Origin of the sequence: Pseudomonas sp. IT-196MI5 (assembly GCF_949767415.1) — a bacterium.
In the GTDB taxonomy this organism is placed as follows: domain Bacteria; phylum Pseudomonadota; class Gammaproteobacteria; order Pseudomonadales; family Pseudomonadaceae; genus Aquipseudomonas.
The window spans coordinates 209,488-224,827 of record NZ_CATKPZ010000011.1; the positions used below are offsets into that span (position 1 = coordinate 209,488).

The window sequence follows — 15,340 nt, forward strand, 5'->3', positions numbered from 1 at the left end:
TGTCAGGGCGTGATTCTACCTGCATTAGACGCCTAGAGCGCGTCCGTGATGCTGCAAGTGGTCGTCGATAAAACTGGCGATGAAGAAATAGCTGTGGTCATAGCCCGGCTGCAGACGCAACGTCAGCGGATGACCGGCCAGTTTGGCCGCCTGTTGCAAGGCGTCCGGCTTGAGCTGGTTGGCGAGGAAATCGTCGCGATCGCCTTGGTCGACCAGCAGTGGCAGCTTTTCATCGGCCTCGGCAATCAACGCGCAGGCATCCCATTCGCGCCACTTCGAACGGTCCTCTCCCAGATAACGAGAGAAGGCTTTCTGCCCCCACGGGCAATCCATCGGATTGTTGATGGGCGAGAACGCCGACACCGACAGATAGCGCCCCGGATTGCGCAATGCGCAGACCAGCGCACCGTGGCCGCCCATGGAATGACCACTGATACCGCGTTTGTCCGACGCCGGGAAATGGGCTTCGACCAATGAGGGCAATTCCTGCACGACATAGTCATGCATCCGATAGTGGCGCGACCAGGGTTCTTGGGTGGCATTGAGATAAAATCCGGCGCCGAGGCCGAAGTCCCAGGCGCCGTCCGGATCGCCCGGCACATCAGGACCGCGAGGGCTGGTGTCCGGTGCGACGATGATCAGCCCCAACTCGGCGGCCATGCGCATGGCGCCGGCCTTTTGCATGAAGTTCTCGTCGGTGCAGGTCAGGCCGGACAACCAGTACAACACCGGCAACTTGCCGCCTTGCTCCGCCTGCGGTGGCAGGTAGACGGCGAACACCATGTCGCAGCCGAGCACTTCCGAGCGATGGCGATAACGCTTGTGCCAGCCGCCGAAGCTTTTCTGGCAGGAGATATTTTCCAGGCTCATGACAGACCTCAGAAATGGATGACGGAGCGAATGCTTTTTCCTTCATGCATCAGGTCAAACGCCTTGTTGATATCTTCCAGGCCCATGGTGTGGGTGATGAAGGTATCCAGCGGAATCTCACCGGACTCGGCCATTTCCACATAGCTTGGCAATTCGGTACGGCCGCGCACGCCGCCGAACGCCGAACCGCGCCAGACGCGGCCGGTGACCAGCTGGAACGGACGGGTCGAGATTTCCTGCCCGGCACCGGCAACGCCGATGATGACCGATTCGCCCCAGCCCTTGTGACAGCACTCCAGCGCCGCGCGCATCAGCTGCACATTGCCGATGCACTCGAAGGAAAAGTCGACGCCGCCATCGGTCATGTCGACGATGACTTCCTGGATCGGGCGATCGAAGTCTTTCGGGTTCACGCAGTCGGTTGCGCCGAGCTGTTTGGCGATTTCGAATTTCGCCGGGTTGATGTCGATGGCGATGATGCGGGCTGCCTTGGCTTTTACGGCGCCGATGACAGCCGACAGACCGATGCCGCCGAGGCCGAAAATGGCCACGGTATCACCCGGTTTCACCTTGGCAGTGTTGAGCACCGCGCCGATGCCGGTGGTGACGCCGCAGCCCAGCAGGCAGACTTTTTCCAGTGGTGCTTCTTTAGGAATCCTGGCGACGGATATTTCTGGCAGCACGGTGTACTCGGAAAAAGTCGAGGTGCCCATGTAATGGAAAATCGTTTCTCCCTTGTAGGAAAAACGCGAAGTGCCATCCGGCATCAGGCCTTTACCCTGGGTCGCACGAATCGCCTGGCAGAGGTTGGTTTTGCCCGACAGACAGAATTTGCACTTGCCGCATTCCGGGGTGTACAGCGGGATCACATGGTCGCCCACCGCAAGGGAAGTCACTCCCTCGCCAATCGCTTCCACGATCGCACCGCCTTCATGGCCGAGGATCGACGGGAAGATGCCTTCCGGATCAGCGCCAGACAGTGTGTAGGCATCGGTATGGCAAACACCGGAGGCCACCACGCGCAGCAATACTTCACCGGCCTTGGGCATGGCGACATCGACTTCAACGATTTCGAGGGGCTTCTTGGCCTCGAAGGCAACGGCGGCGCGCGACTTGATCATGGTGACTCTCCAGTGAAGAAAACGAGACAGGGAGTGTAATACAGCGCCTTACAGTGAATAATCCAGACAAAAGCAAAACATTATTGCTGCACAGGGATAATCATCCATGTCCGAAAACCGCTGGGAAGGGATTGACGAGTTTGTCGCCGTGGCCGAATGCAGCCAGTTCACCGCTGCTGCGCAACGCCTGGGGGTTTCTTCCTCCCATATCAGTCGACAAATCGTACGCCTCGAAGAGCGCCTGCAAACCCGCTTGCTCTATCGTAGTACGCGCCGGGTCACGCTGACTGAAGCCGGACAAACTTTCCTGCAGCATTGCCAACGCTTGCAGGATGGACGTGAAGAGGCGTTACGCGCGGTCGGCGACTTGACCAGCGAGCCCAAAGGCATGCTGCGCATGACCTGCGCCGTAGCCTACGGAGAACGCTTCATCGTGCCGCTGGTAACGCGTTTCATGGGGCTGTATCCGCAACTGCGCATCGACATCGAACTGACCAATCGCCAGCTTGAGCTGGTGCACGAAGGCCTCGACCTGGCGATCCGCCTCGGGCGCTTGCAGGATTCACGGCTGGTCGCCACCCGCCTCGCGCCGCGACGCATGTTTCTCTGCGCATCGCCCTCCTACCTAGAACGTTACGGTCGCCCGCATAGCCTGTCAGAGCTGAGCCGCCACAACTGCCTTATCGGCAGCTCGGACCTCTGGCAACTGGAACAGAACGGGCGGGAGTTTTCGCAAAGGGTGCAGGGAAACTGGCGCTGCAACAGTGGGCAAGCCGTACTGGATGCCGCGCTACAGGGCGTAGGACTGTGTCAGTTGCCGGACTATTACGTGCTGGAACATCTCAAAAGCGGCGCGTTGATTTCGTTGCTGGAAGCGCACCAACCACCGAACACGGCCGTTTGGGCGTTGTATCCGCAGCAGCGGCATCTGTCGCCGAAGGTGCGCAAGCTGGTGGATTTTTTGAAGGAGGGGTTGGCTGAAAGGCAGGAGTATCGAAACTAGTTGTTCGCCAGCGTGCCAGCAAGATATCGATTGCCTGGATTACCGCTATCGCGAGCAGGCTCACTCCTACAGTGGACGGGGGAAGAACACGAATCTTGTGTACACCAATGAACCTTGTAGGAGTGAGCCTGCTCGCGATTGGGGACAACACTGAACCCAAATCAATCAATGACGATTGGCCCAACGCTGCCTCAACCACTCAAGATCTTCAGGACGCGTGACCTTGAGGTTATCGGACCGCCCTTCGATCAGCCGCGGTGCCGAACCGGCCCACTCCATCGCCGAAGCTTCGTCAGTAATAACGGCATCGGCCACCAAACTGTCAGCCAGTGCGCGATGCAACGCCCCAAGGCGAAACATCTGCGGCGTGTAGGCCTGCCAGATCACGCTGCGATCCACGGTTTCAACCACACGACCGTGCTTGTCGACTCGCTTGAGCGTATCCCGCGCCGGAACCGCCAGCAGTCCGCCGACAGGATCGTCTGCCAGCTCAGCCAGCAGCTTGTCCAGATCGTCACGACTGAGGTTCGGCCGTGCGGCATCGTGAACCAGTACCCAATCCTCATCGTCGGCACCTTGCGCATGCAAGTGCAGCAACGCATTAAGCACCGACCCGGAACGTTCGGAGCCGCCTTCGACCCGGGCAATACGCGGATCACTGGCACACGCCAGGTTCGGCCAATAAGGATCGTCAACAGCAAGACTGACCACCAGACCTTTGAGGCCTGGATGACCAAGGAAACAGCCGAGGCTGTGTTCGAGAATAGTGCGCCCGCCCAGTTGCAAGTATTGCTTGGGACGGTCCGCGGCCATACGGGCTCCGACGCCCGCGGCAGGAATCACGGCCCAGAAGGCCGGTAAGGTCTGGTTCATTGCGCGAGCTGGTAAAGGGTTTCACCGTCCTTGACCATGCCCAACTCATGGCGAGCCCGTTCTTCAACGGTCTCCATGCCCTTTTTCAACTCGCTGACTTCAGCGTCCATCACCCGATTGCGTTCCAGCAATGTCTGGTTCTCAGCTTGCTGATCGGCAATCTGCTGAGTCAACTCGGCCACTTGCGCCAGGCTGCCATTACCCACCCACAAGCGGTACTGCAGGCCAGCCAGCAGCAGGAGCAAGACGAGGAACAACCAATTGGGACTGCGCATCGAATATCAGGTATCCAGTGAAAAAAGACAGCCATGCCAAACGTGAAGCTTCTGATAGCACGAAGCCTGGAAGAACCAGGCTTGTGCTTATAAGGCATCAGATTAGTGGCAAAAACGTCGCTGTAGCGATTTTTCCGACACAATCCGGTGTCTTTTTTACCATGTACTGCTTAGCCGCGGAATTCACTGCGACCGTTGTACTTGGCTTTGCCGTTCAACTGCTCTTCGATACGCAGCAGTTGGTTGTACTTGGAAACGCGATCGGAACGGCACAGGGAGCCGGTCTTGATCTGGCCAGCCGAGGTGCCCACGGCCAGGTCGGCAATGGTCGAATCTTCGGTTTCGCCGGAGCGGTGCGAGATCACGGCAGTGTAACCGGCAGCCTTGGCCATCTGGATGGCTTCCAGGGTTTCGGTCAGGGTGCCGATCTGGTTGAACTTGATCAGGATCGAGTTGGCGATCTTTTTGTCGATGCCTTCTTTCAGGATCTTGGTGTTGGTGACGAACAGGTCGTCGCCTACCAGTTGGGTCTTCTCGCCGATCTTGTCGGTGAGGATCTTCCAGCCAGCCCAGTCGGACTCGTCCAGGCCATCTTCGATGGAGATGATCGGGTAACGCTCGGTCAGGCCCTTGAGGTAGTCAGCGAAACCCTCAGCGGTGAACACCTGGCCTTCGCCGGACAGGTTGTACTTGCCGTCTTCGTAGAATTCGCTGGCCGCGCAGTCCAGGGCCAGGGTTACGTCGGTGCCCAGCTTGTAACCGGCGTTGGCCACGGCTTCGGAGATCACTTTCAGTGCATCTTCGTTGGAAGCCAGGTTCGGCGCGAAACCACCTTCGTCACCCACGGCAGTGCTCAGGCCACGGCCCTTCAGTACGGCTTTGAGGTGGTGGAAAATCTCGGTGCCCATGCGCAGACCTTCCGAGAAAGACTTGGCGCCAACCGGCTGAACCATGAATTCCTGGATGTCGACGTTGTTATCGGCGTGCTCGCCGCCGTTGATGATGTTCATCATCGGAACCGGCATCGAGTAGACACCCGGGGTGCCGTTCAGGTTGGCGATGTGAGCGTACAGCGGCAGGTCCTGGTCCTGTGCTGCTGCCTTGGCCGCGGCCAGGGAAACGGCGAGGATCGCGTTGGCGCCCAGGGAACCTTTGTTTTCAGTACCGTCGAGCTTGATCATTGCCAGATCGAGCGCTTTCTGGTCGCTTGGGTCCATGCTTTTCAACAGCTCGCGAATCGGGCCGTTGATGTTGGCTACGGCCTTCAGAACACCCTTGCCCAGGTAACGGCTCTTGTCGCCATCACGCAGCTCGAGCGCTTCACGCGAGCCAGTGGAAGCACCGGACGGCGCGCAGGCACTGCCGATGATGCCGTTATCGAGAAGCACGTCCGCTTCCACGGTGGGATTGCCACGGGAGTCGAGAACTTCACGACCTTTGATGTCGACGATTTTAGCCATTGTTGTAAACACTCCAAAGTTGACGAAAACGCTTGGTACCGCTCGAATTATAACTTGTGGGTCATATTGCTTTTTGTAGGAGCTGGCTTGCCAGCGAAGGCGGTCTTAAAATCTCGGCAAGACTTGAGGGCCTCTTCGCTGGCAAGCCAGCTCCTACATGGCCACTTCGCTGGCAAGCCAGCTCCTACATAGGAGAATTGAGGATTACGCGGTTTCTACCGTCGGAAAACTCTTCACCAGTTCGTCCAAAGCCTTGAGCTGGGCCAGGAATGGCTCCAGTTTGTCCAGGCGCAAGGCGCAAGGGCCATCGCACTTGGCGTTGTCCGGATCCGGGTGGGCTTCCAGGAACAAGCCGGCCAGGGACTGGCTCATGCCGGCTTTTGCCAGATCGAGGACCTGGGCGCGACGACCACCGGCGGAATCGGAACGACCGCCAGGCATTTGCAGCGCATGGGTCACGTCGAAGAACACCGGGTATTCAAACTGCTTCATGATGCCGAAGCCGAGCATGTCGACGACCAGGTTGTTGTAGCCGAAGCTCGAACCACGCTCGCAGAGGATCAACTGATCGTTACCGGCTTCTACGCATTTGTTCAGGATGTGTTTCATTTCCTGAGGCGCGAGGAACTGGGCTTTCTTGATGTTGATCACTGCACCGGTCTTGGCCATCGCGACCACGAGGTCGGTCTGGCGTGACAGGAAGGCTGGCAACTGGATGATGTCGCAGACTTCAGCGACGACCGCGGCCTGCTCAGGTTCGTGGACGTCGGTGATGATCGGCACGCCGAAGGCTTGCTTGATGTCCTGGAAGATGCGCATGCCCTCTTCCAGGCCAGGACCACGATAGGAGGTCACAGAAGACCGGTTGGCCTTATCGAAACTGGCCTTGAACACGTAAGGGATACCGAGCTTTTCGGTAACCTTCACATACTCTTCGCAAACCTGCATTGCCATGTCGCGGCTTTCCAGCACGTTCATGCCGCCGAACAGCACCATGGGTTTGTCGTTGGCAATCTCGATGTCGCCGACGCGGATGATCTTCTGTGCCATCGGGGTTACGCCTTCTTCTGGTGTTGAGTCAACGCTGCCTTGACGAAACCGCTGAACAGCGGGTGACCGTCGCGTGGCGTCGAGGTGAACTCTGGGTGGAACTGGCAAGCGACGAACCATGGGTGATCCGGCGCTTCAACCACTTCAACCAGTGCGCCATCCCCGGAGCGACCGGAGATTTTCAAACCAGCCTCCATGATTTGCGGCAGCAGGTTGTTGTTCACTTCGTAGCGATGACGATGACGCTCGACAATCACATCCTTGCCGTAGCAACCGTGGACCAGGGAGCCCGGCTCCAGCAGGCAATCCTGCGCACCCAGGCGCATGGTGCCGCCCAGATCGGAGGTTTCGGTACGGGTCTCGACAGCGCCGGTGGCATCTTCCCACTCGGTGATCAGGCCCACGACCGGGTGACCGCTGGCACGATCGAACTCGGTGGAGTTGGCGTCTTTCCAGCCCATCACGTTACGTGCGAACTCGATAACGGCCACTTGCATGCCCAGGCAGATGCCCAGGTACGGAACCTTGTTTTCGCGAGCGTATTGAACAGCAGTGATCTTGCCTTCAACGCCACGCAGACCGAAGCCGCCAGGTACCAGGATTGCGTCGACGCCTTCCAGCAACGCGGTGCCCTGGTTCTCGATGTCTTCGGAGTCGATGTAGCGCAGGTTGACCTTGGTACGGTTGCTGATGCCGGCGTGACTCATCGCTTCGATCAGCGACTTGTAGGCGTCCAGCAGTTCCATGTACTTGCCGACCATGGCGATGGTGACTTCGTGCTCAGGGTTGAGCTTGGCGTCGACCACGGCTTCCCACTCGGACAGATCGGCACCGCCGCATTGCAGGCCGAAACGCTCGACGACGAAATCGTCCAGGCCCTGGGAATGCAGGATGCCCGGGATCTTGTAGATGGTGTCGGCGTCTTCCAGGCCGATCACCGCACGCTCTTCAACGTTGGTGAACTGCGCGATCTTGCGACGCGAGGAAATATCGATCGGGTGATCGGAGCGGCAGACCAGCACGTCGGGTTGCAGGCCGATGGAACGCAGTTCCTTCACCGAGTGCTGGGTTGGCTTGGTCTTGGTTTCGCCGGCAGTGGCGATGTACGGCACCAGTGTCAGGTGCATCAGCATCGCGCGCTTGGCGCCGACTTCGAAACGCAGTTGGCGGATCGCCTCGAGGAACGGTTGCGACTCGATGTCACCCACGGTGCCGCCGATCTCGACCATAGCCACGTCAGCGTCGCCCGCACCCTTGATGATGCGGCGCTTGATTTCGTCGGTGATGTGCGGGATCACCTGGATGGTTGCACCCAGGTAGTCACCACGGCGCTCTTTGCGCAGGACGTGTTCGTAGACACGGCCGGTGGTGAAGTTGTTGTTCTGGGTCATGGTCGTGCGGATGAACCGCTCGTAGTGGCCCAGGTCCAGGTCGGTCTCGGCGCCGTCGTGAGTGACGAACACTTCACCGTGCTGGAACGGGCTCATGGTGCCCGGGTCGACGTTGATGTACGGGTCCAGCTTCAGCATGGTGACCTTAAGTCCCCGCGCCTCCAGGATGGCCGCCAATGATGCCGATGCAATGCCTTTCCCCAATGAAGAAACAACACCGCCCGTGACGAATATGTAGCGCGTCATGAAAAACCCTAGAAGTCTGCGTTAAAGCGGTCCGAGCCGCCGGGGAAAGCGAAGGAAGGCCGAAGCCCCCGATCACCTGCATTAATCACAGTGCACCTTTCAAAAAAACCGCCGCGTTGGGACAGACCGGAAAATGAAACACCGGTTCGTTGCTCGCTACACATTTTTTGGAATCGCCCAGCAAAGACTGCCTGGTAATCGGCAACTCCTGCAATTCAGGCGAATCCACAGAAGTTGTATCAAGAAGGGAGCGTAGTCTACCGGAAAGCCCCTTTCATCTCAAACCCAGATCCTCGCCTGGTGGCTGCCAATGTAAATTCCAGCCTCCGCTCACACTACCGTCGAGTCCTTTCAGGTTCGCCACTGCCAGCAATTGGTCGTCTTTGTAGAGCAGCGGCAATCTGCCGCGTACGAAGGACGGTACACCGTTTTCATTGAGCAAACGTTTCAGGTCCCGATGGCCGCGGCCAGGCAAAGCCATGACCTCTCCTCCTTCACGATAGCGGATCTGTAACGGGCCATCGGGTATTTGCCCGGTGAGCGAAAGCACGCCGTTGTCCGGGATAGCCAGCGGTGACGCCGGTTCCTGCCACGCTCCGGCGACGGGCAGTGGACGCAACCAGCAACCGGACAGCCACCAGATCCGCCCCCCCGCCCGATGCAATTCGCCATCGGCCAGTCGCCACACCGGGCAGGCATCGCCGTTGGCGTCGCGCAAATCCTCCCAACCCGACCAATGGTCGGTGTCCGGCAGACGGGTCAACGATTCGAGCCAATGACTCAAGGCATTGCGCTGCCGGGCAACAGACAATTGCGCAAGCGGCGCCAGTTCAAGGGATCGCAATCCCAGCCATTCGAACTCACTGGCAGCGCTGGCCTCACGCAAATCCATGTCGGCCAGCTCTTCGAGCAACCCCTGCGCTTCAGTCAAATGCGCCGCGCTGCGGGCCATGGTCGCCACCGCTTGCGGCCAGCGCTGGATCAGCACGGGGAAGACTTGATGCCTAAGGTAATTGCGCGAGTACTGCCGATCCTGGTTCGAGGGGTCTTCAATCCAGCTCAAGCCATGCGCCCTGGCATAAGCCTCCAGTTCAGCCCGCGTGACATCAAGCAATGGCCGCAGCAGATGCCCTCGACCCAACGGGCGTTGACGCGGCATACCGGACAATCCGCGCACGCCCGCTCCGCGCAACAGACGAAACAACAGGGTTTCCGCCTGATCGTCGCGGTGCTGGGCTGTCAGCAGCACTTCACCGGGCCGAGTCACTTCGACGAACGCGTGATACCGCGCATCCCGGGCTGCACGTTCAAGGCTGGCACCCGGTTGCACCTGCACGTGAACCACTTGCAGCGGCACACCCAGCGCAGCGCACACAGCACGACAATGCTCCGGCCACGCATCGGCCACGGATTGAAGGCCGTGATGGACATGGATGGCGCTCAGCGCCGGCAGGGATTCGGTTTTGGAGAGTGTTGCCAGAAGGTGCAGCAGGACAGTGGAGTCCAGGCCGCCGGAGAAGGCGATGCGCCAATGGGCTGCATCGCGCCACGAGGCAAGATTCAACAAGAGTCTGGTGGGCAGATCAATATTGGACCGACTCATATCCATCACCTTGCACAAATCAAATGTGGGAGCGAGCTTGCTCGCGATAGCGGCCTGACATTCAACAGATTCGTCGACTGTCATACCCTCATCGCGAGCAAGCTCGCTCCCACATGGGCACTGCGTGTTCGACTTAGAGACCGTAGCTCATCAGTCGATCATAACGGCGCTTCAACAGCGCGTCGTTATCGAACTTCTTCAGCATCTTCAGTTGCGAGCTCAGCTCGGCGCGGATCGATGCGGCAGCAGCGGCCGGGTCACGGTGCGCGCCACCCAATGGCTCGCCAATAACCTTGTCCACGATACCCAGGCCTTTGAGGCGTTCGGCGGTGATGCCCATCGCTTCTGCGGCATCCGGTGCTTTCTCGGCGGTTTTCCACAGAATCGAAGCGCAACCTTCCGGCGAGATCACCGCGTAGGTCGAATACTGCAGCATGTTCAACTGGTCGCAGACACCGATCGCCAGTGCACCACCGGAACCACCCTCACCGATCACGGTGGCGATGATTGGGGTTTTCAGACGAGCCATGACACGCAGGTTCCAGGCGATCGCTTCGCTCTGGTTACGCTCTTCGGCGTCGATGCCAGGGTAGGCGCCCGGGGTGTCGATGAAGGTCAGGATCGGCATTTTGAAACGCTCGGCCATTTCCATCAGGCGGCAAGCCTTGCGGTAGCCCTCCGGACGTGGCATGCCGAAGTTGCGGCGAACTTTCTCGCGCACTTCACGGCCCTTCTGGTGACCGATGATCATCACCGGCTGGTCGTCCAGACGGGCAATACCGCCAACGATGGCAGCGTCGTCGGAGAAGTGACGGTCACCGTGCAACTCATCGAACTCGGTGAAGATGTGTTCGATGTAGTCCAGGGTATACGGACGTTTCGGATGACGCGCCAGACGTGCGATCTGCCAGCTGGTCAGCTTGCCGAAAATGTCTTCGGTCAGCGTTTTGCTCTTGTCCTGCAGGCGGGAGATCTCATCGCCGATATTCAGCGAATTGTCATTACCGACCAAGCGCAACTCTTCGATCTTGGCTTGCAGGTCGGCGATCGGCTGTTCGAAATCTAGAAAATTCGGGTTCATAGGCGTCCGTCTTGGGTCGAGTCCCAAGGGATCTTGGGCCGGCCGGTTGTCTATTCGCGCCCTACCTTAAGGGAGAGGCGCGTTGAGGTCGAGATTAAAAATTCAGGTTGCGAGCAGGCGTTCTGACATCACCTGCCGGTCAACGGTATTGGAGGAAGACGTTGTCTCGCCCGAACTGGTCACGCAGGGCTTGAATCAACGCATCCGCCGGATCGATCCGCCAGCCTTCGCCGAACTGCAACAAGGCCTTCGCATCCGGGCTGGTGTAATCCATGGTGATCGGGCACGCACCGCGGTGACGCTTCAACAGTTCACCCAGCCAGCGTAGCTGATCGCCCTTGAGGTCCTTGGCATGCAACTTCAGGCGCAGGCTTTCGGCCAGGTTGGTGCGCGCATCTTCCATGCTCATCACCCGCTTGACCCGCAACTTCAGGCCACCGGAGAAGTCGTCATTGCTGACCTCGCCTTCGACCACCACCATCGCGTCGGTCTGCAACAGCGACTGCGCGGAGTGGAACGCCTCGGAAAACAGCGAGGCCTCGATCCGTCCTGAACGGTCGTCGAGGGTGATGAACCCCATCTTGTCGCCCTTTTTGTTCTTCATCACCCGCAAGGCGATGATCATTCCGGCGACCGTCTGGGTATCGCGCGCCGGTTTCAGGTCGATGATGCGCTGACGGGCAAAGCGACGGATTTCACCTTCGTACTCGTCGATCGGGTGACCGGTCAGGTACAGGCCGAGGGTATCTTTCTCCCCTTTCAGGCGCTCCTTGAGGGTCAGTTCCTTGGCCTTGCGGTGATTGGCGTAGACGTCGGCGTCTTCTTCGACAAACAGACCGCCGAACAGGTCGCAGTGACCGCTGTCCTGGGTGCGTGCAGTTTGTTCGGCCGCCTTGATCGCTTCTTCCATCGCCGTCAGCAGCACCGCGCGATTGCGGTCGATGTTGGCCTGGTAGGCTTTCTGCTCATCGTGGAAATACGGCCCGAGGCGATCCAGCGCGCCGCTGCGGATCAAGCCGTCGAGGGTGCGCTTGTTGATGCGCTTGAGGTCGACCCGGGCGCAGAAATCGAACAGATCCTTGAACGGACCGGCCAGACGCGCTTCGGTGATCGCCTCGACCGGGCCCTCACCCACGCCCTTGATGGCACCCAGACCGTAAATGATCCGGCCTTCGTCGTTCACCGTAAACTTGAATTCGGAGGTGTTCACGTCCGGTGCGTCGAGACGCAGTTTCATGGTCCGCACTTCTTCGATCAAGGTCACGACCTTGTCGGTGTTGTGCATATCCGCCGAAAGCACCGCCGCCATGAACGGCGCCGGGTAATGCGCTTTCAGCCATGCGGTCTGGTACGACACCAGGCCATAAGCAGCGGAGTGGGATTTGTTGAAGCCGTAACCGGCGAATTTTTCCACCAGGTCGAAAATGTTACCGGCGAGGTCCGCATCGATGTTGTTGGTGGCGCAACCTTCAATGAAGCCGCCGCGCTGCTTGGCCATTTCCTCGGGTTTTTTCTTACCCATGGCGCGACGCAGCATGTCCGCACCACCGAGGGTGTAGCCAGCCATGACCTGGGCAATCTGCATCACCTGTTCCTGGTACAGGATGATGCCGTAAGTCGGTGCCAGTACGGGCTTGAGGCCTTCGTACTGGTAGTCCGAGTGCGGGTACGCCAGCTCGGCGCGACCGTGCTTACGGTTGATGAAGTCGTCCACCATGCCCGATTGCAGCGGGCCCGGACGGAACAGCGCCACCAGTGCGATCAAGTCTTCCAGGCAGTCGGGCTTGAGCTTTTTGATCAGCTCTTTCATGCCCCGGGATTCAAGCTGGAACACGGCCGTGGTTTCGGCTTTTTGCAGCAGGGTGTAGGTCGGCTTGTCATCCAGCGGGATGAACGCGATATCCAGCGGCGGCTCGTTGACCTTGGCGCGGTCACGGTTGATGGTTTTCAGCGCCCAGTCGATGATCGTCAGGGTTCGCAGACCGAGGAAGTCGAACTTCACCAGGCCGGCAGCTTCAACGTCATCCTTGTCGAACTGTGTTACCAGGCCATCGCCCGCTTCATCACAGTAGATTGGCGAGAAGTCGGTCAGTTTGGTCGGTGCGATTACCACACCGCCGGCGTGCTTGCCGACGTTACGCACAACGCCTTCGAGCTTGCGGGCCATCTCCCAGATTTCCGCAGCCTCTTCATCGACCTTGATGAAGTCGCGCAGGATCTCTTCCTGCTCGTAGGCTTTTTCCAGGGTCATGCCGACTTCGAACGGAATCATCTTCGACAGACGATCCGCCAGGCCATAGGACTTACCCTGCACCCGCGCCACGTCGCGGACCACAGCCTTCGCCGCCATGGAACCGAAGGTGATGATCTGGCTTACCGCATTGCGGCCGTACTTCTCGGCCACGTAGTCGATCACCCGGTCACGACCGTCCATGCAGAAGTCGACGTCGAAGTCGGGCATCGATACCCGTTCCGGGTTGAGGAAACGTTCGAACAGCAGGTCGTATTCCAGCGGGTCGAGGTCGGTGATCTTCTGCACATAGGCGACCAGCGACCCGGCACCCGATCCACGGCCAGGACCTACCGGCACGCCGTTGTTCTTGGCCCACTGGATAAAGTCCATCACGATCAGGAAGTACCCGGGGAACCCCATCTGGATAATGATATCCAGCTCGAAATTCAGCCGGTCGACATAGACCTGACGCTTGGCTTCGTAGTCTTCGGTGGTGTCCTTGGGCAGCAGAACGCTAAGGCGCTCCTCCAGGCCGTCAAAGGACACCTTGCGGAAGTACTCGTCGATGGTCATGCCATCGGGGATCGGGAAGTTGGGCAGGAAGTGCGTACCCAGCTTCACTTCAATGTTGCAGCGCTTGGCGATCTCGACGGTGTTTTCCAGCGCCTCGGGAATGTCGCTGAACAGCTCGGCCATTTCCTCGGCGCTTTTGAGGTACTGCTGATCGCTGTAATTCTTCGAACGCCGAGGATCGTCAAGGGCGCGGCCTTCACCGATGCACACGCGGGTTTCGTGGGCGGCGAAGTCTTCCTGCTTGATGAAGCGCACGTCATTGGTCGCCACCAGCGGCGCACCGAGCTTCTCGGCCAGCGCCACGGCGCCGTGCAGCTGCTCTTCATCGTTAGGGCGGTTGGTGCGCTGGATTTCCAGGTAGAAACGATCCGGAAACACGTCCATCCATTCGCGGGCCAGGGTTTCAGCTTCCGCCGGGTTGCCACTGAGCATGGCCTGGCCGATCTCGCCTTCTTTGGCCGCCGACAGCATGATCAGGCCCGCATTGGCTTCAGCGACCCATTCACGCTCGATGATGATCGCGCCATTGCGCTGACCATCTATATAGCCACGGGAAATCAGTTCGGTGAGGTTGCGATAGCCTTCGGCGTTCATCACCAGCAGGCTGATCCGGCTCAGCGGGTTGTCCGGATCCTTGTTCGACAGCCAGAGGTCGGCACCGCAGATCGGCTTGATCCCGGCACCCATGGCGTTTTTATAGAATTTGACCAGGGAACACATGTTGTTCTGGTCAGTGACCGCTACGGCAGGCATGTTCATGCCGACCAGGGTCTTGACCAGCGGCTTGATCCGCACCAGACCGTCGACCAGGGAGTATTCAGTGTGCAGGCGTAGGTGAACGAATGAAGCCGGCATAGTGATCCTGTCTAGAAACATAAAAACAACAAGGCCCGGATTGTACCGGGCCTTGAGTAAAACATCAGCCTCGCGACTAACTCTCGATGAGACCTTCCCGCGCCTCATACGCCAGACGCACCGGGGCAAACGAACGCCGGTGAATCGGGGTCGGACCAAGACGGGCGAGCGCTTCCAGATGAACGGGGGTCGGGTAGCCCTTGTGGCCGCCAATACCGTAACCCGGGTAGATCAATTCGAACGCAGCCATTTCCCGGTCGCGACTGACCTTGGCCAGAATCGATGCGGCGGCGATAGCTGGAACCTTGCTATCGCCCTTGACCACGGCTTCGGAGCGCATCGGCAGTTTCGGGCAACGGTTGCCGTCGATCATCGCCAGCTTCGGCTGGATATGCAGCCCGGCGACCGCACGCTGCATGGCCAGCATGGTGGCGTGCAGGATATTGAGCTCGTCGATTTCTTCGACTTCGGCGCGAGCGATACACCAGCTCAGGGCTTTTTCGCAGATTTCGTCGTAGAGCTTTTCGCGGCGGGCTTCGGTGAGTTTCTTCGAGTCGTTCAGCCCGAGGATCGGGCGGTTCGGATCAAGGATCACCGCTGCTGTCACTACCGCACCACAGAGCGGGCCGCGACCGACTTCATCGACACCGGCAACCAACTCTTCGACTTGCGCGACCAAGGTGAAATCCAGCCCCATCTGCATGCT

Annotated in this window: 12 protein-coding genes; 1 reads left to right on the plus strand and 11 read right to left on the minus strand. The window is 59.2% G+C overall.

Annotation, left to right across the window (positions count from 1 at the left end):
- Positions 1-24: 24 nt before the first annotated feature.
- Complete coding sequence (gene fghA / locus ACM6IK_RS08550; RefSeq protein ID WP_414873954.1) at positions 25-870, minus strand: S-formylglutathione hydrolase; 846 nt, start codon at positions 868-870, stop codon at positions 25-27.
- Positions 871-878: 8 nt separating this feature from the next.
- Positions 879-1,991 (minus strand): S-(hydroxymethyl)glutathione dehydrogenase/class III alcohol dehydrogenase, encoded by a 1,113-nt coding sequence (locus tag ACM6IK_RS08555; protein ID WP_414873955.1) that lies wholly within the window; start codon positions 1,989-1,991, stop codon positions 879-881.
- A gap of 106 nt (positions 1,992-2,097) precedes the next feature.
- Here ACM6IK_RS08555 and ACM6IK_RS08560 point away from each other — a divergent pair, with 106 nt between their 5' ends.
- Positions 2,098-2,994 carry a LysR substrate-binding domain-containing protein gene (locus tag ACM6IK_RS08560; RefSeq protein WP_414873956.1) on the plus strand — a complete coding sequence of 299 codons (897 nt, stop codon included), beginning with the start codon at positions 2,098-2,100 and terminating at the stop codon, positions 2,992-2,994.
- A gap of 165 nt (positions 2,995-3,159) precedes the next feature.
- Here ACM6IK_RS08560 and ispD read toward each other — a convergent pair whose 3' ends face one another.
- From ispD to rnhB, 9 genes are all read right to left on the minus strand, one after another.
- The gene (gene ispD, locus ACM6IK_RS08565) at positions 3,160-3,867 is read right to left on the minus strand and encodes a 2-C-methyl-D-erythritol 4-phosphate cytidylyltransferase (protein WP_223546705.1); all 708 of its coding nucleotides are present in this window, start codon (positions 3,865-3,867) and stop codon (positions 3,160-3,162) included.
- Positions 3,864-4,142, minus strand: coding sequence for a cell division protein FtsB (gene ftsB, locus ACM6IK_RS08570; protein ID WP_008057335.1), 279 nt, complete (start codon positions 4,140-4,142; stop codon positions 3,864-3,866). The genes ispD and ftsB overlap by 4 nt, the downstream gene beginning before the upstream one ends.
- Positions 4,143-4,312: 170 nt before the next feature.
- Positions 4,313-5,602, minus strand: a complete 1,290-nt coding sequence (gene eno / locus ACM6IK_RS08575) for a phosphopyruvate hydratase (RefSeq protein WP_414873957.1) — start codon at positions 5,600-5,602, stop codon at positions 4,313-4,315.
- 204 nt (positions 5,603-5,806) lie between these two features.
- On the minus strand, positions 5,807-6,652 hold the full coding sequence (gene kdsA / locus ACM6IK_RS08580; protein ID WP_084322286.1) for a 3-deoxy-8-phosphooctulonate synthase: 846 nt from the start codon (positions 6,650-6,652) through the stop codon (positions 5,807-5,809).
- A 5-nt stretch (positions 6,653-6,657) separates the two neighbouring features.
- Positions 6,658-8,289, minus strand: coding sequence for a CTP synthase (locus ACM6IK_RS08585; RefSeq protein WP_095943886.1), 1,632 nt, complete (start codon positions 8,287-8,289; stop codon positions 6,658-6,660).
- A gap of 274 nt (positions 8,290-8,563) precedes the next feature.
- Entirely contained in the window at positions 8,564-9,892 is a 1,329-nt protein-coding gene (tilS, locus tag ACM6IK_RS08590) for a tRNA lysidine(34) synthetase TilS (protein ID WP_414873958.1), read from the minus strand.
- 133 nt (positions 9,893-10,025) lie between these two features.
- A complete protein-coding gene (locus tag ACM6IK_RS08595; protein ID WP_218430220.1) occupies positions 10,026-10,973 on the minus strand; it encodes an acetyl-CoA carboxylase carboxyltransferase subunit alpha in 948 nt (315 codons plus the stop codon).
- A 139-nt stretch (positions 10,974-11,112) separates the two neighbouring features.
- The gene (dnaE, locus tag ACM6IK_RS08600) at positions 11,113-14,634 is read right to left on the minus strand and encodes a DNA polymerase III subunit alpha (RefSeq protein ID WP_414873959.1); all 3,522 of its coding nucleotides are present in this window, start codon (positions 14,632-14,634) and stop codon (positions 11,113-11,115) included.
- A gap of 76 nt (positions 14,635-14,710) precedes the next feature.
- Entirely contained in the window at positions 14,711-15,337 is a 627-nt protein-coding gene (gene rnhB / locus ACM6IK_RS08605) for a ribonuclease HII (RefSeq protein WP_108216667.1), read from the minus strand.
- Positions 15,338-15,340 lie beyond the last annotated feature (3 nt).